Origin of the sequence: Candidatus Effluviviaceae Genus V sp., from assembly GCA_014728125.1 — a bacterium.
Taxonomy (GTDB): domain Bacteria; phylum Joyebacterota; class Joyebacteria; order Joyebacterales; family Joyebacteraceae; genus WJMD01.
The window spans coordinates 1-24887 of sequence record WJMD01000092.1 but is presented as its reverse complement, the minus strand read 5'-3'; the positions used below and the strand labels follow the sequence as shown (position 1 = coordinate 24887).

Annotated in this window: 22 protein-coding genes, 2 tRNA genes and 1 other RNA gene; 24 read left to right on the top strand and 1 reads right to left on the bottom strand. The window is 67.2% G+C overall.

Going from position 1 to position 24887, the window contains the following annotated elements; genetic code table 11:
* Positions 1-250 precede the first annotated feature (250 nt).
* The 24 genes from GF405_05335 to rseP all read left to right on the top strand — a co-directional run bounded on the left by GF405_05335 (position 251) and on the right by rseP (position 22789).
* Positions 251-2629 carry an endonuclease MutS2 gene (locus GF405_05335; protein MBD3367578.1) on the top strand — a complete coding sequence of 793 codons (2379 nt, stop codon included), beginning with the start codon at positions 251-253 and terminating at the stop codon, positions 2627-2629.
* 33 nt (positions 2630-2662) lie between these two features.
* Positions 2663-4498 (top strand): DNA primase, encoded by a 1836-nt coding sequence (locus GF405_05330; GenBank protein MBD3367577.1) that lies wholly within the window; start codon positions 2663-2665, stop codon positions 4496-4498.
* Complete coding sequence (gene rpoD / locus GF405_05325; GenBank protein ID MBD3367576.1) at positions 4491-6170, top strand: RNA polymerase sigma factor RpoD; 1680 nt, start codon at positions 4491-4493, stop codon at positions 6168-6170. Before GF405_05330 ends, rpoD begins: the two co-directional genes overlap by 8 nt.
* A gap of 55 nt (positions 6171-6225) precedes the next feature.
* A tRNA-Ile gene (locus GF405_05320) sits at positions 6226-6300 on the top strand.
* An 18-nt stretch (positions 6301-6318) separates the two neighbouring features.
* Positions 6319-6395: transfer RNA gene (locus GF405_05315), tRNA-Val, on the top strand.
* A 211-nt stretch (positions 6396-6606) separates the two neighbouring features.
* On the top strand, positions 6607-7332 hold the full coding sequence (locus tag GF405_05310) for a hypothetical protein (protein MBD3367575.1): 726 nt from the start codon (positions 6607-6609) through the stop codon (positions 7330-7332).
* Positions 7333-7477: 145 nt separating this feature from the next.
* Positions 7478-7930 carry a reverse transcriptase-like protein gene (locus tag GF405_05305; GenBank protein MBD3367574.1) on the top strand — a complete coding sequence of 151 codons (453 nt, stop codon included), beginning with the start codon at positions 7478-7480 and terminating at the stop codon, positions 7928-7930.
* A gap of 9 nt (positions 7931-7939) precedes the next feature.
* An RNA gene (rnpB, locus tag GF405_05300) (RNase P RNA component class A) lies at positions 7940-8320 on the top strand.
* A 72-nt stretch (positions 8321-8392) separates the two neighbouring features.
* Positions 8393-10111 carry a single-stranded-DNA-specific exonuclease RecJ gene (gene recJ / locus GF405_05295; GenBank protein MBD3367573.1) on the top strand — a complete coding sequence of 573 codons (1719 nt, stop codon included), beginning with the start codon at positions 8393-8395 and terminating at the stop codon, positions 10109-10111.
* A 32-nt stretch (positions 10112-10143) separates the two neighbouring features.
* The gene (locus GF405_05290; GenBank protein MBD3367572.1) at positions 10144-12291 is read left to right on the top strand and encodes a RelA/SpoT family protein; all 2148 of its coding nucleotides are present in this window, start codon (positions 10144-10146) and stop codon (positions 12289-12291) included.
* Entirely contained in the window at positions 12288-12773 is a 486-nt protein-coding gene (locus GF405_05285; GenBank protein MBD3367571.1) for a D-tyrosyl-tRNA(Tyr) deacylase, read from the top strand. Before GF405_05290 ends, GF405_05285 begins: the two co-directional genes overlap by 4 nt.
* On the top strand, positions 12770-13396 hold the full coding sequence (gene maf, locus GF405_05280) for a septum formation protein Maf (protein MBD3367570.1): 627 nt from the start codon (positions 12770-12772) through the stop codon (positions 13394-13396). Before GF405_05285 ends, maf begins: the two co-directional genes overlap by 4 nt.
* A complete protein-coding gene (gene mtnA / locus GF405_05275; protein ID MBD3367569.1) occupies positions 13396-14454 on the top strand; it encodes an S-methyl-5-thioribose-1-phosphate isomerase in 1059 nt (352 codons plus the stop codon). The genes maf and mtnA overlap by 1 nt, the downstream gene beginning before the upstream one ends.
* A gap of 151 nt (positions 14455-14605) precedes the next feature.
* A complete protein-coding gene (gene rplM / locus GF405_05270) occupies positions 14606-15034 on the top strand; it encodes a 50S ribosomal protein L13 (GenBank protein MBD3367568.1) in 429 nt (142 codons plus the stop codon).
* A 43-nt stretch (positions 15035-15077) separates the two neighbouring features.
* A complete protein-coding gene (gene rpsI, locus GF405_05265; GenBank protein MBD3367567.1) occupies positions 15078-15467 on the top strand; it encodes a 30S ribosomal protein S9 in 390 nt (129 codons plus the stop codon).
* Between the two features lie 147 nt (positions 15468-15614).
* Positions 15615-16355, top strand: a complete 741-nt coding sequence (gene rpsB, locus GF405_05260) for a 30S ribosomal protein S2 (protein MBD3367566.1) — start codon at positions 15615-15617, stop codon at positions 16353-16355.
* Positions 16356-16430: 75 nt separating this feature from the next.
* Positions 16431-17036: a translation elongation factor Ts gene (gene tsf, locus GF405_05255; protein ID MBD3367565.1), complete on the top strand. Its 606-nt coding sequence runs from the start codon at positions 16431-16433 to the stop codon at positions 17034-17036.
* A gap of 10 nt (positions 17037-17046) precedes the next feature.
* On the top strand, positions 17047-17763 hold the full coding sequence (locus tag GF405_05250; protein ID MBD3367564.1) for a UMP kinase: 717 nt from the start codon (positions 17047-17049) through the stop codon (positions 17761-17763).
* Between the two features lie 3 nt (positions 17764-17766).
* Entirely contained in the window at positions 17767-18324 is a 558-nt protein-coding gene (locus tag GF405_05245; protein MBD3367563.1) for a ribosome recycling factor, read from the top strand.
* An 85-nt stretch (positions 18325-18409) separates the two neighbouring features.
* Positions 18410-18580 carry a 4Fe-4S dicluster domain-containing protein gene (locus tag GF405_05240; protein MBD3367562.1) on the top strand — a complete coding sequence of 57 codons (171 nt, stop codon included), beginning with the start codon at positions 18410-18412 and terminating at the stop codon, positions 18578-18580.
* Between the two features lie 95 nt (positions 18581-18675).
* Complete coding sequence (locus GF405_05235) at positions 18676-19437, top strand: isoprenyl transferase (GenBank protein MBD3367561.1); 762 nt, start codon at positions 18676-18678, stop codon at positions 19435-19437.
* Positions 19438-19439: 2 nt separating this feature from the next.
* Positions 19440-20270, top strand: a complete 831-nt coding sequence (locus tag GF405_05230) for a hypothetical protein (protein MBD3367560.1) — start codon at positions 19440-19442, stop codon at positions 20268-20270.
* A gap of 30 nt (positions 20271-20300) precedes the next feature.
* Positions 20301-21473: a 1-deoxy-D-xylulose-5-phosphate reductoisomerase gene (locus GF405_05225; GenBank protein MBD3367559.1), complete on the top strand. Its 1173-nt coding sequence runs from the start codon at positions 20301-20303 to the stop codon at positions 21471-21473.
* A complete protein-coding gene (gene rseP / locus GF405_05220; protein MBD3367558.1) occupies positions 21470-22789 on the top strand; it encodes an RIP metalloprotease RseP in 1320 nt (439 codons plus the stop codon). The genes GF405_05225 and rseP overlap by 4 nt, the downstream gene beginning before the upstream one ends.
* A 136-nt stretch (positions 22790-22925) precedes the next feature.
* Here the strand turns inward: rseP and GF405_05215 are convergent, their stop codons facing one another.
* Positions 22926-24500, bottom strand: a complete 1575-nt coding sequence (locus GF405_05215; protein ID MBD3367557.1) for a hypothetical protein — start codon at positions 24498-24500, stop codon at positions 22926-22928.
* Between the last annotated feature and the right edge of the window lie 387 nt (positions 24501-24887).

The following is a 24887-nucleotide window of genomic DNA, read 5'->3' as shown; positions in this document are numbered from 1 at the left end:
TCGGACATCGGGACGATGGTCGCGATGCATCTTCCGGAGAAGCACCGCGAGGAAGCGGAGAAGAACCACATCAACGTCGTCATCGCCGGGCACATGGCGAGCGATACGCTCGGCATGAACCTGCTTCTTGACGCCGTCGAGAAGGCCGCCGGCGGCTCGTTCGACATCATCGAAGCCTCGGGCTTCAGGCGGTACGAGCATTAGGCATGTCCCCCCGGCCGGCGGACGACATCCAGACTACGCACACGAGATGAACGAGCACGCGCTCGGTGTTCTTGAATACAACAAGATCGTGGCGATGCTTGTGGACCGGACCTCGTTCGCTCCCGGTGCCGAGCTCGCCGCGGCGCTCGAACCGTCGACCGACCGGCGTTTCATAGCCGACCGGCTCGGTCGCGTGTCCGAGGTTCGCTCCGTTCTGGACGAGGGGCACGATGTGCCGCTCGGGGGCGTCGTCGACGTCCGCGCGGCCGTCACGTCGAGTCGGCGGGTGGGCGCTGCTCTCGCGCCCGGTGACCTCCTCGCCGTCGCCCGGACGCTCGAGCGGGCAGGCGCCGTACGGTCGTTCCTGGAACGCAGGAGCGACGACTGTCCCCGGACCCTCGAGGCGGCCGCGGGACTGGTCGATCTGCCGGAGCTCCGGGAGCGTATCGGTGCGGTCGTCGACAGCGAGACGCTCGAGGTCCGCGACTCGGCGAGCGCCGAGCTCAGGCGCATCCGTTCCTCGCTCCAGCGGACGCGGGCACGGATCGAGCGGAAGATCCAGGAGGTCCTCGAGAGGGAGACCGCTGCCGGCCGGCTTCAGGAGCCGGCCGTTCACATGCGGAGCGGCCGCCGGGTCCTGCCGGTCCGACGGGAGGCGGCCGGGAGAATCGACGGCATCGTGCACGACCGTTCCTCGAGCGGAGCGACGCTCTTCGTCGAGCCTCCCGAGACGGTGGCGCTGTCGAACGAACTCGCCGATCTGGTGTCGGCCGAGCGCGACGAGGTTCTCCGCATTCTTCAGGATCTCACGACGGAGGTACGGGGTTTCGCCGATGAGATCGCGGCCTCGGTGGAGGCGCTCGCCGAGGTCGATCTGACGCGCGCGAGCGCGGTCCTGTCGAAGGAGCTGGACGGCGTCGCACCCGAGCTGTCCGAAGCCGGCAGGCTGATCATCCGCGGCGGGAGGCACCCCGTCCTGATCGAGGCGCTCGGCGCGGACCGCGTCGTCCCGCTCGACTTTGAACTCGGAGGTACGGCGACGACGGTCGTCATCTCGGGACCCAATGCCGGAGGGAAGACGGTCGCCCTCAAGACGATCGGCGTCCTGCTCCTCATGGCGCAGAGCGGACTGCACGTGCCGGCCTCGGACGGAACCGAGCTCCCGGTACTGCGGGACTGCTTCGCCGACATCGGCGACGAGCAGTCGATCGAGATGAGCCTGTCGACCTTCTCGTCGCACCTCAGGACCCTCTCGGTCATTCTGAGGGAGGCCGGATCCGACACGCTGGTGCTGATCGACGAACTCGGGGCCGGGACCGACCCCGACGAGGGGGCGAGCATCGCCCTGGCGGTGCTCGAGGAGCTGACCGGGCGCGGCTCGCCGACAGTGGCGACGACCCATCTCGGTTCGGTCAAGGCCAGCGTTCATAACCGCGACCGGATGGCGAACGGCTCGATGGCCTTCGATCCGGAGACCTTCGAGCCCTCCTTCAGCTACGTCGCGGGCGTCCCGGGGGCGAGCCACGCGATGGCGATCGCCGCCCGCATGGGCATCCCGGAGCGGGTCCTCGCGAGAGCCAACGAGCTTCGCGATCAGGACGCCGCGCGGATCGACGGACTCGTCGCGGACCTCGTGGAGCGTGAGAGGAACCTCTCGTCGACGCTGGCGGACGCCGAACGGGAGCACGCGCGCGTCGAGCTTCTGGCGCGCGATTACGAGGACCGACTCTCCGGTGTGAAGGACGAGCGGAGGAAGATCCGCGGACAGGCGCTGGCCGAGGCGCGCGAGATACTCGACCGAGCCCAATCGCTCGTCGAGGAGACCGTCAGGGATCTCAAGGAACGGGATGCCGAGCGCCGCGCCATCAAGGAGGCGCGGCGGAAGATCCGGTCCGGGCGCGACACGGTCACCAGGAAGCTCGAGGAGGAGACGACGCCCGACGATCGGACGGAGGGCGCCCCGCCCGCCCGCCTCGAGGTCGGCATGCCCGTCCTCGTCGCCGGCGTCGGCCGCGTGGGAGAGCTGCTCGATCTTCCGGACGATCGAGGCAAGGTCCGCGTCCGCATCAGGAACGCGAGTCTCGAGATCGACGCGGACGATCTGCGAGAGGCCCCCGACGACGCCGTCAGGGCCCGAACCCACCGGCGCAGGGCGGCCTACACGGTCGAGGCCGACGAGGAGCCGGCCGTGGAGCTCCACCTCCGGGGGATGACGACCGACGAGATCCCCCGCAAGATCGAGCAGTTCCTGAGCAGAGCGGTGCTGCAGGGAATGCGCCAGGTGCGCATCGTGCACGGAAAGGGAACCGGAGCGCTCCGGTCCCGCACGCACGAGGTTCTGAAGGGCATGCCGCATGTCGTGTCGTTCCGACTGGGACGCTGGGGCGAAGGCGACACCGGCGTGACGATCGTCGAACTGGACTAGCCCGACGCTCCGGCGGGCCGATGGGGAGAGGCTGTGGCGCGAAGCATCCCTGACGAGCTCATTGACGAGATCCGATCGGCGAACGACATCGTCGATGTCATCTCGGAGCGCATCGACGTCAAGCGGGCCGGCCGCCGGTACAAGGCGCGCTGTCCCTTCCACCGCGAGAAGACCCCGTCCTTCAGTATCGACCCCGACAAGCAGCTCTACTACTGCTTCGGCTGCGGGGCCGGCGGCAACGTCTTCACGTTCCTCACCGAGTACGACAAGATCGGTTTCCTTGACGCCGTGCGCGAGCTGGCCGAGCGGGCGGGCATCGTCATTCCCGACGGAGAGAACGCGAGAGACGAGCACGAGGACCCTGTCTACAGGGTCAACGCCTTCGCGACGGCCTGCTTCGCAGCGAACCTGAAGGGGGCCCAGGGTGCGCCCGCGAGAGCGTACATCGAGCGGAGAGGCCTGACCGGGGAGACGGTCGAGGCGTTCAGGATCGGCTACGCTCCGCCCGGGTGGAACGGTTTGCTGAACGCCGCGCGCGCGAAGGGCATCGGCGACGAACTTCTCGAGGAGGCCGGTCTCGTCACGAGAAAGGACGAGGGTTCGCGTCTCTACGACCGTTTTCGCAACCGGCTCGTCTTCCCGCTGCTGGCCGCCGGCGACCGGATCGTGGGTTTCGGTGCGCGCGCCCTCGGCGACGATCCGGCGAAGTACCTCAACTCCCCGGAGACCCGTGTCTACCGGAAGGGGCGCTACGTCTACGGCCTCGCCCAGGCGCGGCCGGAGATGCGCGTGACGCGCGAGGCGATCCTCGTCGAGGGGTACATGGATGTCGTCTCGCTCTTCCAGGCCGGGTTCACGAACGTCGTCGCCTCGTCGGGGACGGCCCTCACGCCGGAACAGGCCCGCGTCATCGCGCGGTATGCGAAGACCGTGTTCGTCGCGTACGACGGCGACGACGCGGGGATCGCCGCCGCGGCCCGAGCGGCCGAGACGCTGGTCCAGACGGGTCTCAAGGTCCGCGTTGTGGCCCTGCCCGAGGGTGCGGATCCCGACTCGTACGTCAAGCAGCACGGCCCAGACGCGCTGACCGAGCGTCTCGCCGAAGGACTCGACTTCATCGACTTCGCCGTCAGGAGCGAGGCTCCCCAGTCGCCGGAGGATCGCGAGGCCGTCGCGCGCGGGCTCATCGAGACCATCGCGGGCGTCGGTGAACCGATCAGGGCCGATCTCATGCTCGAGAAGCTCTCCGATGCCATGTCGATCGGTCGGGGGGCGCTGCAGAGGGCATACGAGGACGCCGTCAGACAGCGGGCCGAGCGGCGCGGCCGGCGCGAGAGACGCAGGTCGGGTGAGCGGGACGACGCCCGGGAGCCCGTTCTCTCGGCCGCCGCCGAGGCCGAGAAGGGGCTTCTGGCGATCGCACTCGACGGAGGAACGAAGGCGCAACGGGTCTGTGAGAGCGTGACCGCGGAGGACTTCGTCGATCCGCTGGCACGTTCGATCGCCGAACTGGCGCTCGCACGCACGCGCGCGGGAGCCTCGCTCGACGCGGCCTCGCTCGTGGATGAGCTCGAGAACGAGGACGCCGCCGACCTCCTGGCCGAGATCGCCGCCATGGAGATCTCCGGCGAGGATGGCGAGCGGCTCTGCGATGACTATATTAGAGCGTTCCGACGCACGAAGCTCCAGCAGGAGATCGGCGACGCCGAACGGGCCATCCGTTCGGCCGAGATGGCGGGCGACGAGGACGCGTTGATCTCCAGCATGGCACTGAGACAGGAACTGGCGCGCCGGCTGGCCGAGCTCTCGGCCGGCGGGATGTCGGCGACAGGTGCTTCAACCCGGAGGCGAGACGAGACGCATGGCTAAACGCTCAGCGACGAAGGTTGTGGAAGCGATCGCGAAGAAGCACGGCGACTCGGGCTCACTCACCTACGAGGAGTTCGCGGGGTTCCTCGGCAACGACCTCGACATCGAGCTCGTGGACGATGTCTACTGCGGGCTCGCCGAGCGCGGGATCGAGGTCGTCGACAAGAAGACGAGGGATGCGAGGAAGAAGCGCGAGGGCAAGCGGCGCGCGAAGGCGCAGCCGAGACTCAGGTTCGACGATCCGGTGCGCATGTACCTCCGCGAGATGGGGCAGGTGAAGCTCCTCGACCGCGAGGGCGAGGTCTCCATCTGCAAGCGGATCGAGGCGGCCGAGGACCAGGCCTACGCGGCCATCTTCGAATCGCTGACGACGATGAAGAGGCTGGCGGGGCTCTCCGAGAAGCTGGCGGCCGAGAAGGTGCGCCTCGACCGCTGCGTTCGCGTCGACAGAAAGCGCAAGAACGCCAACAGCAAGGAGGAGCGCCGCCGGATCATCCGCCGGATGAAGAAGATCGCGAAGCTCGATTCCGAGCGGAGGGAGCTCAAAGCGAAGCTCAGGAAGGCGAAGCCCCAGCACGCCACTCAGACGATGAAGGCCCTGGCCCGGCGCGAGAAGGCCATCGCGTCCGAGTCTGAGAAGCTCGCTCTGCATCCCCGACAGGTCCAGAAGATGAGCGCGCGGATCGCCGAGCTGTGTGCGAAGCTCCGCCAGCACGAATCGGAGGTCCGGAGGCTCAAGCGCAAGCAGGAAAGGCTCGACTCCGGCTCCGGCAGGAAGGGCGGGAAGAAGGCGGGCTCCAAAAAGAAGGCAGCCACCGAGCTTGCCAACGAGGTGAGGAACCGGCGTAGGGCGATCCGCCGTATCGAGCGTGAGTGCGGTCTCTCGGCCGACGAACTCAGGGAGGTCCACGACAGGATCAGGGTCGGCGAGGAGGAGGCCCGGAAGGCCAAGACCGAGATGGTCGAGGCGAACGTTCGACTTGTCATCTCGATCGCCAAACGCTACACACACCGCGGGCTTGACTTCCTCGATCTGATCCAGGAGGGCAACACCGGCCTGATGCGTGCCGTCGAGAAGTTCGACTACACGCGCGGCTACAAGTTTTCGACCTACGCCACATGGTGGATCCGGCAGGCCATCACGCGTGCGATCGCAGACCAGGCGCGCACGATCCGTGTGCCCGTGCACATGATCGAGGCCATCAACAAGGTCGTCCGGACGACCCGGCAGCTCGTGCAGGAGGAGGGTCGCGACCCGTCGGTCGACGAGATCGCGGACAAGCTCGACCTTTCGGAGGACAAGGTCAAGGGCATCCTCAAGGCCGCACAGCAGCCGATCTCACTCGACCGACCGATCGGGGAGGACGAGGACTCGAGCCTCGGTGACTTCGTCGAGGACACCAAGGTCATATCGCCCTCGGACTACGCCTCGTTCAGGCTGCTTCAGAAGGAGATCGACAGCGTTCTGGGCGAGCTCGACCCGCGCGAGGAGAAGATCATCCGTCTCCGGTTCGGCCTCGAAAAGGACCAGGCGCCGATGACGCTCGAGGAGGTCGGCGCGATCTTCGGCGTGACGAGAGAGCGTGTCCGCCAGATCGAGAAGAAGGCGATCGGGAAGCTCCGACACTACAAGAGGAGGAGCCGGCTTCGCGGATACATCGACCTTCCCTGAGGCGCGATTCGTTGACACCCGGAAATGGGCCGTGATAGACTTCCCAGTCTCAGGCGGGCCCATAGCTCAGCGGTAGAGCAGCGGACTCATAATCCGTAGGTCCTTGGTTCGAATCCGAGTGGGCCCACCACGACGAGAACAGGCGGTCGGGCGATTAGCTCAGTTGGTTAGAGCGCCGGTCTCACATACCGGAGGTCACTGGTTCGAATCCAGTATCGCCCACCATTCCATGAGAGGAACCAGGGGCAGGCTTTGATACCGCACACAGGAGGACGCCCTCGCATCCATCGCGCGTTTCCCTCGGAAGCGCCTGACCGAAGGCCCGGCGGCATGTGTTCGGCGGGCGTCCGAGAGAGTGAGTCTCCCAGGGTGCGTCCGGAACGGGCGCACCCTTTGTTTTTCCACGTGAGCGTTTCCTTGTCCGGAGGGAGTCGGCGTGCAGGACGAGCTTGAGAGGCTGAAGCACCTCGCGACGATCGATGACGAGATCGCCGAGATGAGGGAGGAGAGCGCGCACCTCCCGGAGCGCGCCGCAGACCTGGAGGCGAAGAAGAAGGCTCTCGAGGATGCCGTGCTCGCGCGGGAGGCCGAGCTCGAGGAACTCACGAAGCAGCGGCTCCACGAGGAGCGGGACCTCGATGATCTGAAAGCGAAGCTCGAGGAACTGAAGAAGCGACAGCTCGAGATCAAAACGAACGAGGAGTACGCGGCGCTCATCCAGGAGACCAAGTACGCGGAGCGCCAGATCGGGGAGACCGAGGATCGCATCCTCCAGCTGCTCGAGCAGACCGAGGTCCTCCAGGGGGCCATCGCCGAGGCGAAGGAGGAGATGACCCGTTCCATGGAGGGGCTCGATGAAGAGCTGGCCGCCGTCAACAGCGAGATCAAGGAGGTCGAGGAGCGTCTCGAGATCAGACTGGACGAGCGGAAGCGGATCGCGATGCACCTCGACCCGCCGATCCTGAGTCGTTATGAGCGCATCCTCGAAAGCAAAGGCGACTCCGCAATGGCTCCCGTCGAAGGGGAGACGTGCTCCGGATGCTACGTCAAGCTGCCGCCTCAGACGGTCATCGAGGTCAGGAAGGCCAAGCGCATCATCGAGTGCGAGAGCTGTGGGAGAATACTCTGCTGGGCCTCGGAGGACGTCGATGGGGAAGCGTGAGGAGCGCCTGCTGCTCGAGATGATCGACGGCGTGCCGGTCGGCGAGGCGGCACGGAACGCCGGGCTCTCGCTCGAGTCGGCCCGGGCCTTCCTCACGTCGGTGGCCCGATTCGCCGCATCCGTCGGTTCGGGCATGGAGTTCGGGATGCCGGTCGGCGGGGACGCGGCGCTCGAGACTGAACTTGACGAGCTCGTCATCGAGACCGACGGGGCCTCGAAAGGCAATCCCGGCCCGGCCGGCGCCGGCGTGGTCGTCTTGACGCCCGGCGGGGTCGTCCTCGAGGAACTCTCGGAGCACCTCGGCACCGCCACGAACAACGTGGCGGAGTATGAGGCCGTGCGGATCGGGCTCAAGCGCGCACTGGAACTCGGCGCCCGGCGGGTTACAGTGAGGATGGACAGCGAGTTGGTTGCGCGTCAGCTCCAGGGACGCTACAAGGTGAAGAACAAGGGGCTTCTCGACGCCTATCTCCGCGTGGAGCCGCTCGTTCGTCAGCTTGACGATGTGTCGTTCGTCCCGGTCCCGCGAGGCGAGAACGCTCGCGCGGACCGTCTGGCGGGCCTGGGCGCGAAGAAGCGCCCGGTCGAGAAAGGCTGAGAGCGTACAGGAGGAGGTCAGGCGGTCGCGGACGGCCGCACGAGCCGTCCGAGGAAAGTCCGAGCTCCAGAGGGCAGGGTGCTGGGCAACACCCAGTGGGAGCGATCCCAAGGAAAGTGCCACAGAAAGGGAGACCGCCCAAGGGGCCTTCGGGCTCCCGGCAAGGGTGAAAAGGTGAGGTAAGAGCTCACCAGTGTTCCCGGTGACGGGGGCAGCTTGGTAAACCCCACCCGGAGCGAGACCAAATAGGAGAGGAGAAGCGGCCCGCTTCGCTATGACTCTCGGGTAGGTCGCTCGAGTCGGCGGGCAACCGCCGTCCCAGATGAATGACCGCCGCGGGGGACTGTTCGCGGTCCCTCGACAGAACTCGGCTTACGACCTCCTCCTGTCGAGACGCGATCCGATGCATCAAACGGCCCGGCGGGTTCCGTCGGCGGGCTCGTTGCTTTTTCTGGAGAGAGTATGGAGACAGCCCTCAGAAGACGCTGGCAGCTCCCGAGCGCGGAGAGCCGGGAGCTCGCCGCGCACCTGTCCTCGGAGCTCGGGACGTCCAACGCCTTCGCTGCGGTCCTCGTCAGTCACGGCGTCTCGACCGTGTCCGAGGCGAGGGCCTTCCTCAAACCGAGCCGCTCGATGCTGGCCGATCCGGAGCTCCTTCCGGACATCGAGCCGGCGATCGACCGCATCAGGCGGGCCGTCGAGCGGAACGAGAGGATCTTCGTCTGCGGCGACTACGACGTAGACGGCATCACCTCGATCGTGCTCGTCAAACGGTGCCTCGAGTCGGCCGGACTCGAGGTCGCCTTCTACATCCCCAATCGGCTGACCGAGGGGTACGGTCTCTCGGAGGTGGGCGTGCGCGCGGCCAGGGACTACGGCGCCCGCCTGATCGTCACCGTTGACAGCGGCATCACCGGGCACGAGGAGATCGCTCTCGCGAAGGACCTCGGGATCGACGTCATCGTGACCGACCATCACGAGCCCCAGGAGAGCCTCCCGCCGGCCGTCGCGGTCGTCGACCCGAAGCGAAGGGACTCGGACTATCCCTTCAAGCACCTGGCCGGCGTCGGGGTCGCGCACAAGGTAATGACGGCCCTGGCCATGGGCGACCGGGAGGTCGCGTACGCCGTCGACGAGACGCTCGATCTCGTCGCCGTCGGTACGGTCGCCGACATCGTACCGCTCATCGGGGAGAACCGGGTTCTGACGTCGCTCGGTCTCGATCGGCTTCGGGACACCGAGAACCACGGGCTCAGGGCTCTGATGGACGTTGCCGGCGTCGAGTCGGTGACCGCCAGGGCCGCGCACATCGGCTTCGCCCTCGGACCGCGCCTCAACGCGGCGGGCCGTCTCGGCGACGCCTCGATCGGTGTTGAGCTTCTGACAACCGGCAACCCCGAGAAGGCCGAGCGCATCGCCAGAACGCTCGACGGCGAGAACCGCAAGCGGCGTGAGCTCGAGTGCGCCGTCCTGGACGACGCCCTTCGGATCATCGAGGAGGAGGGGCTCCAGGACACGCGCCGCTCGATAGTCCTCTGGTCGGAGAAGTGGCATCCGGGCGTGATCGGGATCGTGGCCTCCAGGCTCGCGAAGCAGTACAACCGCCCGACCATCCTCTTCTCGGTCTCCGACGGGTTCTCGAAGGGCTCCGGGCGCAGCATTCCGGGCTTCGACCTGCACGCCGCGCTCGTGAGCTGCCGCGACCACCTCGAGAGCTTCGGCGGACACCGGCACGCGGCGGGGGTCTCGCTCGCGGCCGAACGGCTGCCGGAGTTCAGCAGGTGCCTCGAGAACGCCGTGTCGGAGAGACTGTCCGACGAGGACCTGGTCCCCGTCATCGACGTCGACGCGATGGTCGCGCTCGAGGACTGCACGTTCGAACTGGTGAATGAGATGAAGACGATGCGCCCGTTCGGTGCGGGGAACCCGGAGCCGATCTTCGGCACGAGACGGCTCAAGGTGATCTCCGCCAAGCGCGTCGGCAAGGGTCATCTGAAGCTGACGGTGGCACAGGGCGGCCGCACGATGGACGCGATCGGCTTCGGAATGGGCGAGGCGCTGGACGACCTCAGGGCGAGCGGCGGCATGGTCGCGCTCGCCTACGTGCTCGAAGAGAACACCTGGCGAGGCGTGACCAACCTCCAGCTTCGTCTCAAGGACATCCAGCCAGAGGTCTACTGATCCGCTCACCACGGGAGACAGAAGAGGGCCTGATGGACGGCAGCGAGTTCGCGGCTGAAGTCCTCCGGATCGACCCCTGCCTCGACGACGGGCTCGTCGCCCGGGCGCGCGAGACCGCCGCGCGCGCGCACGCCGGGCAGATGAGAGAGTCCGGCGACCCGTACGTCACGCACTGCGAAGAGGTCGCCCGCATTCTCGCCGGCATGGAGCTCGACACGGCGAGCGTTGCGGCGGGTCTCCTGCACGACACGATCGAGGAGACCGATCTCACGCTGGACGATCTGAGAAAGGAGTTCGGACGGGAGATCACTGAGCTCGTCGACGGTGTAACGAAGATCACCGGTCTGCGCCTCGAGAGCCGCGAGAGCGAACAGGCCGAGTATTTTCGGAAGATGCTGCTCTCCGTCGTCAAGGACGTCCGCGTGATCCTGATCAAGCTCGCTGACCGGCTCCACAACATGCGGACCATCGAGTTCCTCGATTCGGAGCACATACGGCGCATCTCCCTCGAGACACGAGACATCTATGCGCCGCTCGCGGCCCGCTTCGGCATGGCCAGGCTGCAGCGCGAGCTCGACGACCTCGCCTTCAGGTGGCTCGAGCCCGAGGCGTACGAGAGTCTCGAAGCTGAGGTCGCCGCCACCCGCGGCGCCCGCGACGCGATGATCGAGAAGTTCGCGCGTCCCATTCGCGAGAGGCTCGAGGAGGAGGGCGTCGAGGCGACGGTCACCGGACGGGTCAAGCACCTGGCGAGCATCCACAGGAAGATGGTGAGCCGCGGGAAGGCGTTCGGCGAGATCTACGACGTGCTGGCGGTCAGGATGGTCACCGACACGGTGGGAAGCTGCTACCGGATCCTGGGCATCGTTCACACGCTCTACGTCCCGGTGCACGACCGCATCAAGGACTTCATCGCCACCCCGAAGCTCAACGGGTATCGTTCGCTGCACACCACGGTCGTCGGACCCGAGGGACAGATGGTCGAGGTTCAGATCCGCACCGGGGAGATGCACGAGGAGGCCGAGTGCGGTATCGCCGCGCACTGGAGCTACAAGGAAGGGCGGCCGTGCGACGCCGAACTCACGGAGCGTCTAAGATGGGTGCGGCAGCTGCTCGAGGGCAGTGTCGAGCCCGGCGACGCCGACGAGTTCCTCGAATCGCTCAAGTTCGACCTCTACTCGGACGAGATCTTCGTGTTCACGCCGCGCGGCGACCTCAAACAGCTGCGGAGGGGGTCGTCCCCGATCGACTTCGCGTACGCCGTTCACACCGACGTCGGGAATCACTGCGCCGGCGCCCGTGTCAACGGCAGACTGGTTTCCCTCAGACACGAGCTGAAGAGCGGCGACACGGTCGACATCGTCACGTCCGACGCGGCCCACCCGACGCGCGACTGGCTCGCGCTCGCGGCCTCGTCGCGGGCTCGATCGAAGATCAGGCACTACCTCAGGGAGCAGGCGGACGGCGAAAGCGTCGCGCTGGGGAGACGCATCATCGACCGGGAGATCCGCAAGGCGGGGAAGAAGGCGAAGGGCACCTCGCTAGACGACCTCGCCCAGAGCCTCGGGTTGGACGGCGCGCGCGAGCTGGCCGCGGCCGTCGGGCGCGGCGAGATCGTCGCGGAGACGATCGCACAGCGCCTCACACCGCAGAGGGACGGAGCGCGCGGGCTCGTCGACCGTCTGACTCGCCGTGTCCGGCGGCCCGAGACCGGGGTCCGCATCGACGGCCTTTCCGACATAATGATCACGTTCGCCAAGTGCTGCCAGCCCGTTCCCGGCGACCAGATCACCGGCATCGTGACGCGGGGGCGCGGCATCTCGGTCCACCGCGTCGGGTGCCCCAATACGTTCGGCCCGACGATCGACGATGCGCACAGGGTGCCGATCGAGTGGGACGTGCGCGACGGACAGACGTTCCCGGCCAGCTTCGTCGTGAGGGGCGACCTCCGGTCCGACTTCCTGGCCGACGTCTCCCGCGCCATCGCCGACGAAGGCGTCGAGGTGACGGGGGCGACGATGTCAACCGAGGGCGGCGAAGCGTCCGCGCGCTTCCGCGTCGAGGTGGGGAATCTCCATCGTCTCAAGAGGCTGATCCGGATCGTCAGGCGACTGAAGGGCGTGGCGTCCGTGGAGCGGCGACGGCCGCCGTCGGGCGGGCGCAGAAGGAGAAGAGCGTGAGGGCCGTGCTGCAGAGAGTCAGGCGCGGAAGCGTCGCCGTGGACGGCGAGGTTACCGGCGAGATCTCCCGGGGGCTGGTCGTTCTGATCGGCGTGGCTCCGGAGGACACCGACGCGGACGCGGACTGGCTGGCCCGCAAGACCGTGGATCTCAGGATCTTCGATGACGATGAGGGCAGGATGAACCTCTCGCTCGCAGACATCGAAGGCGGCGCGCTCGTCGTCTCGCAGTTCACGTTGCTGGCGGACTGCCGCAAGGGACGGAGGCCGAGCTTCACGGGCGCGGCCCCGCCGGAGGTCGGCGACGCACTCTACCGGCGGTACGCCGACGCGATCGCCGGGGCCGGTGTCGACGTCGCGACCGGCCGTTTCGGAGAGCGTATGCTCGTCGAGATCGAGAACGACGGCCCCGTTACCATTCTGCTCGACTCGGCGGTCCGACCCGGGTCGGGGAAGGGCGCGAGAGGGGGAGGCGCCGGATGAGCTGCGCGTTCGTGACGTCGAGGATCCGTGAGCTGCCCCTCGTTCTTGCGTCGGCCTCCCCGAGACGATCGAGGATCCTCGAGGGTCTCGACGTCGACTTCGTGCACGAACCGCACTCGATCGATGAGCGCGAGCTCCCCGGTGAAACGCCCGAGGCCCATGTCGTCCGTCTCGCGCGCGAGAAGGCGCTCGACACGGCCCGCCGGCGCGACCGCGGCACGGTGCTGGGCGCCGACACGATCGTTCTTTTCGAGGGACGCGTCATCGGCAAGCCCGCGGGCGAGGAGGACGCGCGAACGATGCTCTCGATGCTCCAGGGGCGGACGCACGATGTGCTGACCGGTCTCGCGCTCGTGAGGGCAAGCGACGGGGCGGTGGTCTCTGACGTCGAGCGGACCCGGGTCACGTTCCGGGAGCTCGACGAGCGGGAGATCGCTCAGTACGTGGCGCACGGCGAACCGATGGACAAGGCCGGCTCGTACGCGATACAGGATTGCGGCGCGGGGCTGGTGCGCCGCGTGGAGGGCTGCTTCTACAACGTGGTCGGCCTGCCGGTCGTTCTGCTGCTCACTCTGCTGGACGACCTGGGGGCCCTGGAGAAGTACGAACGGATGGAGGCATGATGTCCCGAGGCGGGGCTTTGGAGGGCCGTGGCTCTCACAGGACCATCGAGTGGCTTCAGGATCGGGTCCGCCTGATCGATCAGACGCGTCTGCCGCTCGACGTGGCGTACAAGGAGACGGACGACTACCGTGATATCGCGGAGTCGATCAGGCGTCTCGAGGTGCGGGGCGCGCCGGCGATCGGTGTGGCGGCCGCGATGGGCGTTGCGCTCGCGGCGCTCGAAGCGGAGAGGGCGGACGGGGGGGAGTTCACGAGAGCGGTCAGGGAGGCCGCGGAGCATCTCAGGAGCACGCGGCCGACGGCGGTCAACCTCGGCTGGGCGGTCGACCGCATGCTCGCGGTGCTCGCCGCCGCGGACCCGGCGTCTGCACGCGAGGCCCTCGTGAACGAGGCCGTCGCCATCTACGAGGAGGACCGCAGGCTCTCGCGCTCCATCGGAGAGCACGGCGCGGAGCTTCTCGAGGACGGCTACACGGTGCTCACGCACTGCAATGCCGGTGGGCTCGCGACGGCTGAGCTCGGAACAGCCCTGGCGGTCATCTACGTGGCGTCCGAGCAGGGGAAGCGGGTTCACGTCATCGCCGACGAGACCCGCCCGCTGCTCCAGGGCGCGCGGCTGACCACGTGGGAGCTCATCGACCGCGGCATCGACGTCACGCTGCAGTGCGACAGCGCCGCCGCCGGCGCGATAGCCGGCGGGCTCGTCGACTGCGTGATCGTCGGGGCCGACCGCATCGCCGGGAACGGCGACGTCGCCAACAAGATCGGCACCCTGAGCGTTGCGCTTGCAGCCGATCGCTTCGGCGTCCCGTTCTACGTCGCTGCGCCGACGTCGACGCTCGACGCGTCGCTTGCGAGCGGAGGGAAGATCCCGATCGAGGAGCGCGCGCCGGACGAGGTGACGGTGTGCGGCGGAACGAGGGTCGCCCCGCCGGGCGTCGCCGTCAGGAACCCCGCTTTCGACGTGACCCCGGCCGAGCTGGTGAGCGCCGTCATCACGGACCGGGGCGTCTTCAGACCGCCGTACGATCGGACGCTGTTCGGGAAGGAGAGCTGACGAGCTTCCTTTTCGGAGTTGAACCGGACTTGACAGGCGCGAACCCGCCTGCTAAACTATCTCGTTCTGACTGGGAAACATGCCTGCCCGGGGCCTGTCGCAACGGATGACGGGTCGCGGGACAGGGGCAACGTACGTCGGAGGCAGGTGCATGTCGACACACGTCACCAAGCTCTCTGAGATCGAGCGGCGCCACTACGTCGTCGATGCAGAGGGTCAGGTTCTGGGCCGGCTGGCGACGAGGGTGGCTTCGGTCCTTCGCGGGAAGGGCAAGGTCAACTACTCTACGCATCTCGACGTCGGTGACTTCGTCATCGTCGTCAATGCGTCGAAGGTCGTGCTCACGGGCAACAAGATGGAGGAGAAGAGCTACTTCCGTCACAGCGGGTATCCCGGGGGCGAGAAGCACGTTTCCGTCAAGCGTCTCATGGAGACGCGACCGGAGGAGGTCGTGCGGCGCGCGGTCCGCGGGATGCTCCCGAAGACCAAGCTCGGACGGAAGATGCTCAGGAAGCTCAGGGTCTACGCGGGTCCGGATCATCCCCACGAGGCGCAGAATCCGGAGCCGCTGACCTTCTAGACGGCGTCCGCGTTCCGCGAGAGGAACGCGAAGGGAGAGGAACATGGAGAGCACCTTGCAGGCCGTCGGAAGGCGCAAGGAAGCGGTCGCCAGAGTGCGGCTCGTCCCCGGAACGGGGGAGCGGACCGTCAACGGGCGGCGCATCGACGAGTACTTCAACCGGCCGACGACGATCCAGGAGATCGGCCGTCCGCTGGACCTGACGTCGACCGCCGACCGTTATGACGTGCTCGTCAATGTGCGGGGTGGCGGCATGACCGGCCAGGCCGGCGCCATCAGACTGGGCATCGCCCGGGCGCTCTGCAAGGTCGACGAGAACTACCGCAAGCCGCTCAAGCAGGCGGGCTTCCTGACGCGCGATCCGAGGGTCAAAGAGCGCAAGAAGTACGGGCAGAAGGGCGCCCGGAAGCGCTTCCAGTTCTCGAAGAGGTAGAGGCCGTCCAGCCGGGCCGCCCGGAATGTGGCCCGGCGGACACATCACACACGCGTCCGGACCGCGGGCGGGGGGTGCGCTCCCGACGGGGTGCCCGCCGGCGGGATGATGGGCGCGGAGGACCAACCACAGAAGGAGACACGCAGCATGAATATCCCCGACATGAGGACCCTGCTGGAGGCGGGCGTCCATTTCGGGCACCAGACCCACCGGTGGAATCCCAAAATGAAGTCCTACATCTTCATGAAGCGCAATGGGATCCACATCATCGATCTCGCCAAGACCATCGGACTGATGCAGGTCGCTGCTGACGCCATCGCGGACCACGTTCGTCGAGGACAGCAGATCCTGTTCGCCTGCACCAAGCGGCAGGGGCAGGAGATCGTCCGCGAGGAGGCGATCCGGTGCGGCATGCCGTACGTCACCGAGCGCTGGCTCGGTGGGACCATGACGAACCTGCGGACCATTCGCCGGAGCGTGCGGCGTCTCGAGGACATCGAGAGGATGTCCGAGGACGGCACCTTCGACCTTCTCTCGAAGAAGGAGGCGCTCGGTCTCGAGCGCGAGCGGGCCAAGCTGGCGAAGGTCCTCGACGGCATCCGGTCGATGGAGCGCCTGCCCGGCATGGTGTTCATCATCGATACGCACAAGGAGCGGATCGCTCTGAACGAGGCGAACAAGCTCGGGGTTCCGGTGGTCGGTGTCTGCGACACCAACGCGGATCCGGAGCGCTGCGAGTACACCATCCCCGGCAACGATGACGCGATCCGGTCGATCCGGCTCTTCTCGTCGTTCGTCGCGGACGCCGTGCTCGACGCCAAGGCGACGAAGAGCGAGGGGCGCGAGGGCGAGGCCGCAGAGGTCCCCGCCGCATCCGAGAGCGCCTGACGACCGTTTCATCCAGGTCCCGATCACCGAGAGACAGAAGCCACACGAGTCCGTTCGCGGAGGGCAAGCGACTCCATGGAGATCAGCGCGCAGGACGTAAAGACACTGAGAGATAAGACCGGCGCCGGCATGATGGACTGCAAGAAGGCGCTTGTTGAGATGGGGGGCGACCTCGAGAAGGCCGTCGAGCATCTCCGGAAGACGGGGATCCTGAAGGCCGAGAAGAAGGCCGACCGTCCGACGGGCGAGGGGCTCATCGCCTCGTACGTCCACGCCGGATCGAAGCTGGCGGTGCTCGCCGAGATCAACTGCGAGACCGACTTCGTCGCCAAGACCGACGAGTTCAAGACCTTCTGTCACGATATTGCCATGCACATCGCCGCGCAGAACCCGACGGTGGTGTCGCGTGAAGACCTTCCAGAGGACGATATCGCGCGCGAGCGCGAGATCCTCTCAGAGCAGGCGAGGGCTTCAGGCAAGCCCGACGACATCGTCCAGAGGATCGTGGACGGGAGGATCGAGAAGTACTACGCTGAGGTCTGCCTGCTCGAGCAGCCCTTCGTGAAGGATCCCGACATCACGGTCGAGGACCTCACGAAGCAGATCATCGCGAAGCTGGGCGAGAACATCCGGATCAACCGCTTTGTCAGGATGAAGCTCGGGGAGACCGCCGGTTCCTGAGGAGGGGTGAGTGCCCGTGCCTCGATTCGGACGCGTCATCGTCAAACTGAGCGGAGAGGCCCTTCTGGGCGACGGCGTGCCGATCTCCCATGACTCGGCCCGCCGCATCGCCGCTGAGATCGGACAGGCGTCGGACGACGGAGCCCAGATCGGGGTCGTCATCGGCGGCGGCAACATCCTGAGGGGCTCGCAGACCGCGCGCGAGGGTCGAGAGCGCGTGCGGGCCGACCACGCGGGCATGCTGGCGACGGTGCTCAACGGACTCGCGCTCGCCCGGGCGTTCGAGGCGGACGGGAAGCAGGCCTCCGTGTTGAGCGCTGTCCCGTGCGGCCCGGCCGCCGAGCTCTATCACCGCGATCTCGCCGACGAACGTCTCCGTTCAGGTCACATCGTCATGCTGACGGGCGGAACGGGGAACCCGTTCTTCTCGACCGACACCGCAGCCGCCCTCCGGGCCGCGGAGCTCGGCGCCGGCGCCATTCTCAAGGCCACCAAGGTCGACGGCGTCTACAGCGCCGATCCCGTTACCGATCCGGACGCAACGCTCTACAGCAAGCTGACATACGAGGAGGTCCTTCGGGACCGGCTGGGGGTCATGGACATGACCGCCGTGTCGCTCGCCCGCGACCGGGACCTTCCGATCATCGTGTTCTCGCTCTTCACGCCGGGGAACATCGCCAGGGCCGTGCGGGGTGAGGACGTCGGGACGATCGTCAAGGAGGACTAGGGCATGGAGAAGCTCTTCGCGGACGCGAAGGACAGAATGCAAAAGGCCGTCGAAGCGATGAGACGCGAGTTCGCCAAGGTGCGCACCGGCAAGGCGACCCCGGGACTGCTGGACGGCGTCAAGGTGGAGTACTACGGAAGCACGGTGCCGCTCAAGCAGGTTGCCAACGTCAGCGCTCCCGAGGCGAGGCTTCTCGTCGTTCATCCCTGGGACAAGGGTGTCCTGGGGGAGGTCGAGAAGGCCATCCAGTCGGCCGACCTCGGCCTGAACCCGTCGAACGACGGCAACCTGATCAGGGTCCCGATTCCGCCGCTGACGGAGGAGCGTCGGAAGGAGCTCGTCAGACACGTGCACAAGCTCGCCGAGGACGGGCGCATCGCCGTCAGGAACATCAGGCGAGACGTCAACGAGGAGCTCAAATCGAAGCAGAAGGCCGGCGAGATCTCCGAGGACGAGTTCCATCGCGCGCACGACAAGACCGTCCAGGAGATGACCGACGAGACGATCCATGAGATCGATCATCTTCTGGCCCTGAAGGAAGAGGAACTGATGGAGGTGTGACGGCCCGGGCCACAGGCCGGCCGTCGCGATGCAGCGGTCAGGAGGGAGCTCTCGAACGCTCCCCCGCCAACAAGGAGGACTGAACGTGGCGTACGTGATCACCGATGCCTGCACCGCCTGCGGTGCCTGTGCGAGTGTCTGTCCCGTCGAGGCCATCTCGGAGGGCGAGGACAAGTACAAGATCGACCCGGACACCTGCACCGACTGCGGACTCTGTGCCGACGAGTGCCCGTTCGACGCAATCGAACAGGGCTAGTCGGTCTCGCGCTCGGCACGTCCAAGGCTGAGGACGGCTGGCCCAGGATGGGCCCGCCGTCCTTGCCTATCGGGCCGCGGTGATTCGGAGGATGCATGGCACGAGAGGGAAGGCGAGGGGCGGGCGTTCCAGCTGAGGCCCTTCCGAGGCATGTCGCGATCATCATGGACGGCAACGGCCGCTGGGCCAGACGCCGCGGTCTTCCGCGCGTCGCCGGTCATGCGGCCGCCCGCACGGCCGTGAGGGAGATCGTGATCGAGTGCTCGAATCTCGGCCTCGACGAGCTGACGCTCTACACGTTCTCCATGGAGAACTGGCGGCGCCCCCGGACGGAGGTCGCCGCTCTCATGCGTCTCCTCGACCAGACGCTCAAGGACCAGGTGGACGAGATGGACGAGAACAACGTCCACCTCCGCGCCGTCGGGCGCATCGAACTCCTGCCGAAATACGCGAGGAGCAGAGTGGAGCGCTCCATCGAGAAGCTCTCGGAGAACACCGGGCTCACGCTGAACCTCGCGCTGAGCTACGGCGGCCGTCGTGAGATCCTCGACGCAGCGCGCGGCATCGCCGCGGCCACGGCCGCCGGCGAGCTCGACCCCGACGAACTCGACGAGGAGACCTTCCGCGGGTTTCTCTATATTCCGGACATGCTGGACCCCGACCTGCTGATCAGGACGAGCGGGGAGTTCCGTCTGTCGAACTTCCTGCTCTGGCAGGTCGCGTACTCCGAGATCTACGTGACCGACGTTCTGTGGCCGGACTTCCGGCCGCATCATCTCCACGAGGCGCTCCGGTCGTACGCCAGCCGCGAGCGCCGGTTCGGCGGTGTCGCCGAACGGAAAAGCGGGCGGCGCTAGTCATGGCCTTCGAGCAGCGCCAGCTGACGATGCGGCTCCTGACGGCGTCGGTGGGCGTGCCGGTGACGATCATCTGCTCGCTCGTCGGCGGCATCCCGTTCTTGTTGGCCATGAACCTCGTCATCGGCTTCGGGCTGTTCGAGTTCTACCGGATGGTGGAGTCGAAGGGCATCCGGCCGTACAAGACGGTCGGCGTCGTGGCCGGGCTCATCGTCTCGTGGTACGTCTACTTCCAGGGTGGCGTCTTCTCGGGGCTCTTCATCACCCTGGTGCTCCTGTGGATCATGGTCCTCGAGCTCTTCCGTCGGGACGGCGAGCTCGCGGTCTTCCATATCTCGTCGACCATCCTCGGCGTCTTCTACGTCGCGTGGCTGGGAAGCCATGTCATCCTTCTGAGGCAGCTGGGGGAGGGCTACCCGGGTGACGATCTCGGCGGGATCTTCGTCATCCTGGCGTTCGCCCTGGCCTGGGGAACCGACACAGCCGGGTACATCTTCGGCAATGCCTTCGGAAGGCGGAAGCTGGCGCCGCGTATCAGCCCGGAGAAGACCGTCGAGGGCGCGCTCGGAGCCGTCGCGACGTGCTTCGCGGTCGCGATCGTCGCCAGGTACACGTTCGCTGAGTTCCTGACGCTGAGGGACGCGGCCGTTCTCGGGTTCGTCGCGCCGCTCATGGCCATTCTCGGAGACCTGGTCGAGTCGCTCATGAAGCGGGACGTGGCGGTGAAGGACACGTCGCGGGCCCTGCCGGGTCACGGGGGCATGCTCGACCGCTTCGACAGCGTGCTGTTCGTCGCGCCGCTCGTCTACTACTATCTCCGCTTCGTCGTCTAGACAGTCGGGGGGACAGAGGTGGCAGAGCGCATCCGCATAGCCCTCCTGGGCTCGACCGGCTCGATCGGCCGCAGCGTGCTCGACGTCGTCCGCCGGCACCGCGACCGTTTTGAGGTCGTGGCGATGACGGCGAACAGGAACACCGAGCTTCTCGGCCGGCAGGCGGCCGGTTTCGGCTGCCGACTCGTGGCCGTCTCACACGACGCGGACGCTGGGGGGCTTCCGGACGGGCTCGACGTGCGGCGCGGCCCCGGAGCGCTGGAGGAACTGGCTGCTCTGCCGGAGGCCGACCTCGTCGTCAACGCGCTCGTCGGGGGCGCCGGGCTCAGGCCGGCCGCGGCATCGGTCGCCGCCGGGAAGCGACTCGCGCTGGCGAACAAGGAGTCGCTGGTGACGGCCGGCGGGATTCTGACGGCGGACGCGCGCAGGAGCGGTGCGGAGATTCTCCCCGTCGATTCAGAGCACAGTTCGCTTCGCCGCTGTCTCGCCGGGCGCGCGCCCGAGGAGATCGACAGCGTCGTGCTGACGGCGTCCGGCGGCGCGCTCCGGGACAGGACACCCGCCGAACTCGAGAGTGTCAGGGTCGAGGAGGTGCTCCGTCACCCGACGTGGGACATGGGGCCGAAGGTGACGGTCGACTCCGCGACGCTCGTCAACAAGGCCTTCGAGGTCATCGAGGCCCACTGGCTCTTCGGGGTACCGCTGGAGCGGGTCGGCGTCGTGCTCCATGCTCAGTCGATCGCCCACTGCTTCGTGCGACTCACCGACGGAAGCCTCCTTGCGCATCTCTCGGAGCCGGACATGCGCGTTCCGATCCAGGACGCGATGTTCGCTCCCGGCGCTCCGCCGGTCGAGCTGTCCGGCACCCGGGCGTGGGAGCTGGGGACGCTGAGCTTCGAGCCGGTTGACACGGGCCGCTACCCGTGCTTCGGTCTCGTCCTCGAGGCCGCGCGCGCCGGCGGGACGGCGCCTGCGGTCGCGGCAGCGGCCGACGAGGTCGCGGTCTCGGCGTTCGTCGCCGGGCGTATCCCGTTCAACCACATCCGTCAGGTGATCGAAGCGACCCTCGATGAGGTCCCGTTCGCAGAGGCGGACACGCTAGACGCCGTGTTCGAAGCCGATGCGGAGGCCAGGAAGACCGCGCACGAGGCGGTCGAACGCACCGCCACACGACACAGCGACAGGAAGGGAACCCGGCGATGATCGTCTTCTACCTGCTGGCGGCGGTGCTGCTCGGCATCCTCATCATGGTGCACGAGCTCGGGCACTTCCTCGCATGCAAGGCCGTCGGGGTCCGGGTCGAGCGTTTCTCGATCGGCTTCGGACCGCGCCTTCTCAAAACGCAGCGGGGCGACACCGAGTACGCGCTCTCGCTCATCCCGCTCGGCGGGTACGTCAAGATGGGCGGAGCCGAGCCGACCCCGGACGGTGAGATCCCCGACCTCGGACCCGATGCGTACCTCTCGAAGCCGATCGGGCTGCGTGCCGTCATCGTGGCGGCCGGTCCGCTGACGAACCTCCTGCTCGGCTTCGTCGTGACGTTCCTCGTCCTGTGGATCGCCGGTCTGCCGACCCTCGGGGCGCCCGTCGTCGGCAGCGTCGAGCCCGACTCGCCAGCCGCGGTCTCGGGCATCGTCGCCGACGACGTCATCCAGAGCGTCGACGGCGAACCCGTCGAGTCCTGGAACGACGTTCAGAGCGCCTTCGACGCCTCGGGGGGGACGGTCGAGCTGACAGTCCGGCGCGGCGGGAGCCGCGTGACGATCCCGCTCGACCTCCAGGGACCTGAAGGGGAGCCGCTCGACCTCGGACTGACCCCGTTCGTCCCTGCCGTCGTCGGGGACGTCATGAGCGGAAGCCCCGCGGACCGGGCAGGGCTCGAACCCGGCGACAGGCTGGTCCGCATCGAGGGACAGGAGGTCCGCACCTGGAACGACGTCGGTGACATCATCTACGAGCGGCCCAACGAGGAGACGCTGGTCGAGTGGTTCCGGGACGGGGAGACGATGAGCGCGACCATCGTACCGGAGGTCGGCGAGGAGCTCTTCGGCGATAACGAGGTGCGCGAGGTCGGGCTCATCGGCATCATGCGGGAGTGGGACGTCGAGCCACTTCCGTTCGGCGAGGCGATAGTCTCGGGGCTTCGCCTGACGAGAACCTACGCCGTCATGCTGGTGCAGGCGCTCGGCTACGCCGTGGGAGAGCTCGGGCGGGGCCGTGTCCCGAGCGACGTGCTCGGCGGGCCCGTCCGCGTGGTCCAGATGGCCACCGAGAGCGCCCGCTGGGGAGGGAGCTACTTCTTCGGCTTCATGGCGCTTCTCTCGGTCAATCTCTGCGTGATCAATCTGCTGCCGCTCCCGATCCTCGACGGTGGGCACCTGCTCCTGCTGTTCATCGAGAAACTCCGAGGCAGGAGCCTCTCGGAACGGGCGCTCCTCATCTGGCAGCAGATCGGGCTGGTGTTCTTCATCTCGCTCACCATCGCGCTTCTCTACATGGACCTCTCGCGCGGGGCGTGAGCGGGAGGGCCGGTCCGGACGCCCGCTCGGAACAGCGCGACATGAAGCGGAAGGACACGAGAAGGCTCCCGTCACTCGACGGGAGCCTCTTCGTGTTGGGGTCTTTGCGACCCGCGGGACAGCGGGGGCCGCTCGGTCACCGCACAAGCAAGAGCGTCGTCCGGCTCACCTCGCCGCCGCACCTCGCACGCACGAAGTAGCCGCCCGCGGCCGCCTTCTGGCCTCCGGTCGCGCGGCCGTCCCACGTGAGCGTGTGGCGGCCCGGCGCGCCGGGGATCGTGCTGAGCGTACGCACCATCCGGCCGGCGGCGTTGTAGATGACGATCTCCACCTCTCGTCCCGCCACCGGCACGTCGAACGCCAGGCGGAACGGTCCGGCGGACGGATTGGGCGCGGCGCGGTGGAGGTGGAAGCGAGTCACGGGTTCCTCCGGCACGTCGGTGATGCAGCCGACGCCGCGGGCCCCGATCTGCACGCCCCACACGTTGTTCGCGGGAAGACACGGCGAGTCGTCGTCGAGCGAGACGTCGCCGTTCGGGAGGTCGCAGAAGAGCGGGTCCACGAAGAGGTTCTCGGAGTGCGTTCCGGGGATGCTGTCGCCCTGCGTGTTCCCGTAGACGCAGGAGTGCGTGACGGTGAGGGCGTCGCCGATGTCGCTCATGATGCCGTGATAGTTGAAGGCGACCAGCGTGTTTTCGATGCGCGCTGAATCGCCGAGCGCCACGCCGATGCCGTTGTCCGACGCGATCGTGCACCCGTTGACGACAAGCACGCGGGCGTTGCTGTGGATGGCCCCGGGGAAGGTCGGACTCATGGGTTCGTTGTCGTAGAACACCGTGTTCCGGAACTCGAATTCGCTCGTCAGAGGCCACCAGTCGAAGTCCAGTGTGGCTGTGCCCCAGTTGTTGTGTCCGCCCCCGTAGCCGTTCCGGGTCAGCACGCAGTCGTCCACCAGGCCGCTGCATGCCTCGAAGTAGAGCGCGACCCCGATGTTCGTGAAGGCTGCGCCCGGTGAGCACTCCTCGACCACCGCGTCGTGGATCTCCACGTCCGACTCCCATCCGGCGACCGCGGCCCCTTTCTTGAATGCACCGGTTTGGTAGAACTCGCCGCCCCAGAGGACAAGGGACGTCTCATAGAGCTCGATCGCTCCCCAGACCTCGGTGAAGGAGCAGTCCCGGATCGTCACGCCGGGGAGTCCCTCGAACTCGAGGCCCTGGTAGTTTGGACCCCACAGACCCGTGAACCGGCACTCGACGATGACGGCGCCGGAGCGCACCGACCAAAGCACCTTCCCGCAGCTCTCGGTGCTGCAGTCGAGGAGCTTCGGCCCGGCGTCCGTCAGCGCGAAGGCGCACCCGGCGGTCCGGATGGTGAACCCCTCGATGACGGCCGTCGTGTCCTCTCCCGAATGAAGGAAGAAGCAGGTGTCCGAGGAGCCGGGGTTGAGCGTGGTCACGTCGGGCCCACCCGACGACATGAGGACCAGGTTGGTCCCGCCGAAGTCGATGTACTCGTTGCCCGTGCCCGAGTAGGTGCCCGGCGCCACGAGCACGGTGTCGCCCTCGGACGCCAGGTTGATGCCGGCCTGGATCGTCGCCGCGTCGCCGGGGACGTGATGCACCGTCGCGCTCGCCGCCAGCGCCGGCAGCAGCGCAAGGACCACGACAACGGATGCCCTCGGAACCGGTCTGCGGATTGCGGTGCTCATGGGAGTTCTCCTCTCTGCTCCCTACGTCGCTGACTACCATTCAAGCACGTCTCGGAGCATCCCTCAAGCTGTCGGTTGCGAAGGCGCTTCCACGGAGCCATAGGTCACACTCGCACCGGAAGAGTGCGAGGAACCCCTGAGGTCCTCCGCCCGGCGACGCCCGACGCCGAATCGCGCACCTCAGGGAATCGTCCAAGAGAAGGAGCACGCCCCACGACCGTCCCGGTTGACACTCTCAGCCCCCCCGCCTAGACTGTGTGATATGAGAACTCGAACACTCATCGTGGGAGCTGTGACGCTCCTCGTCATGGCGCTCCTGCACCTGCCCTCGGGCGCGCAGCAGTTCGGTCGGAACAAGGTCCAGTACGACCAGTTCGAGTGGACCAT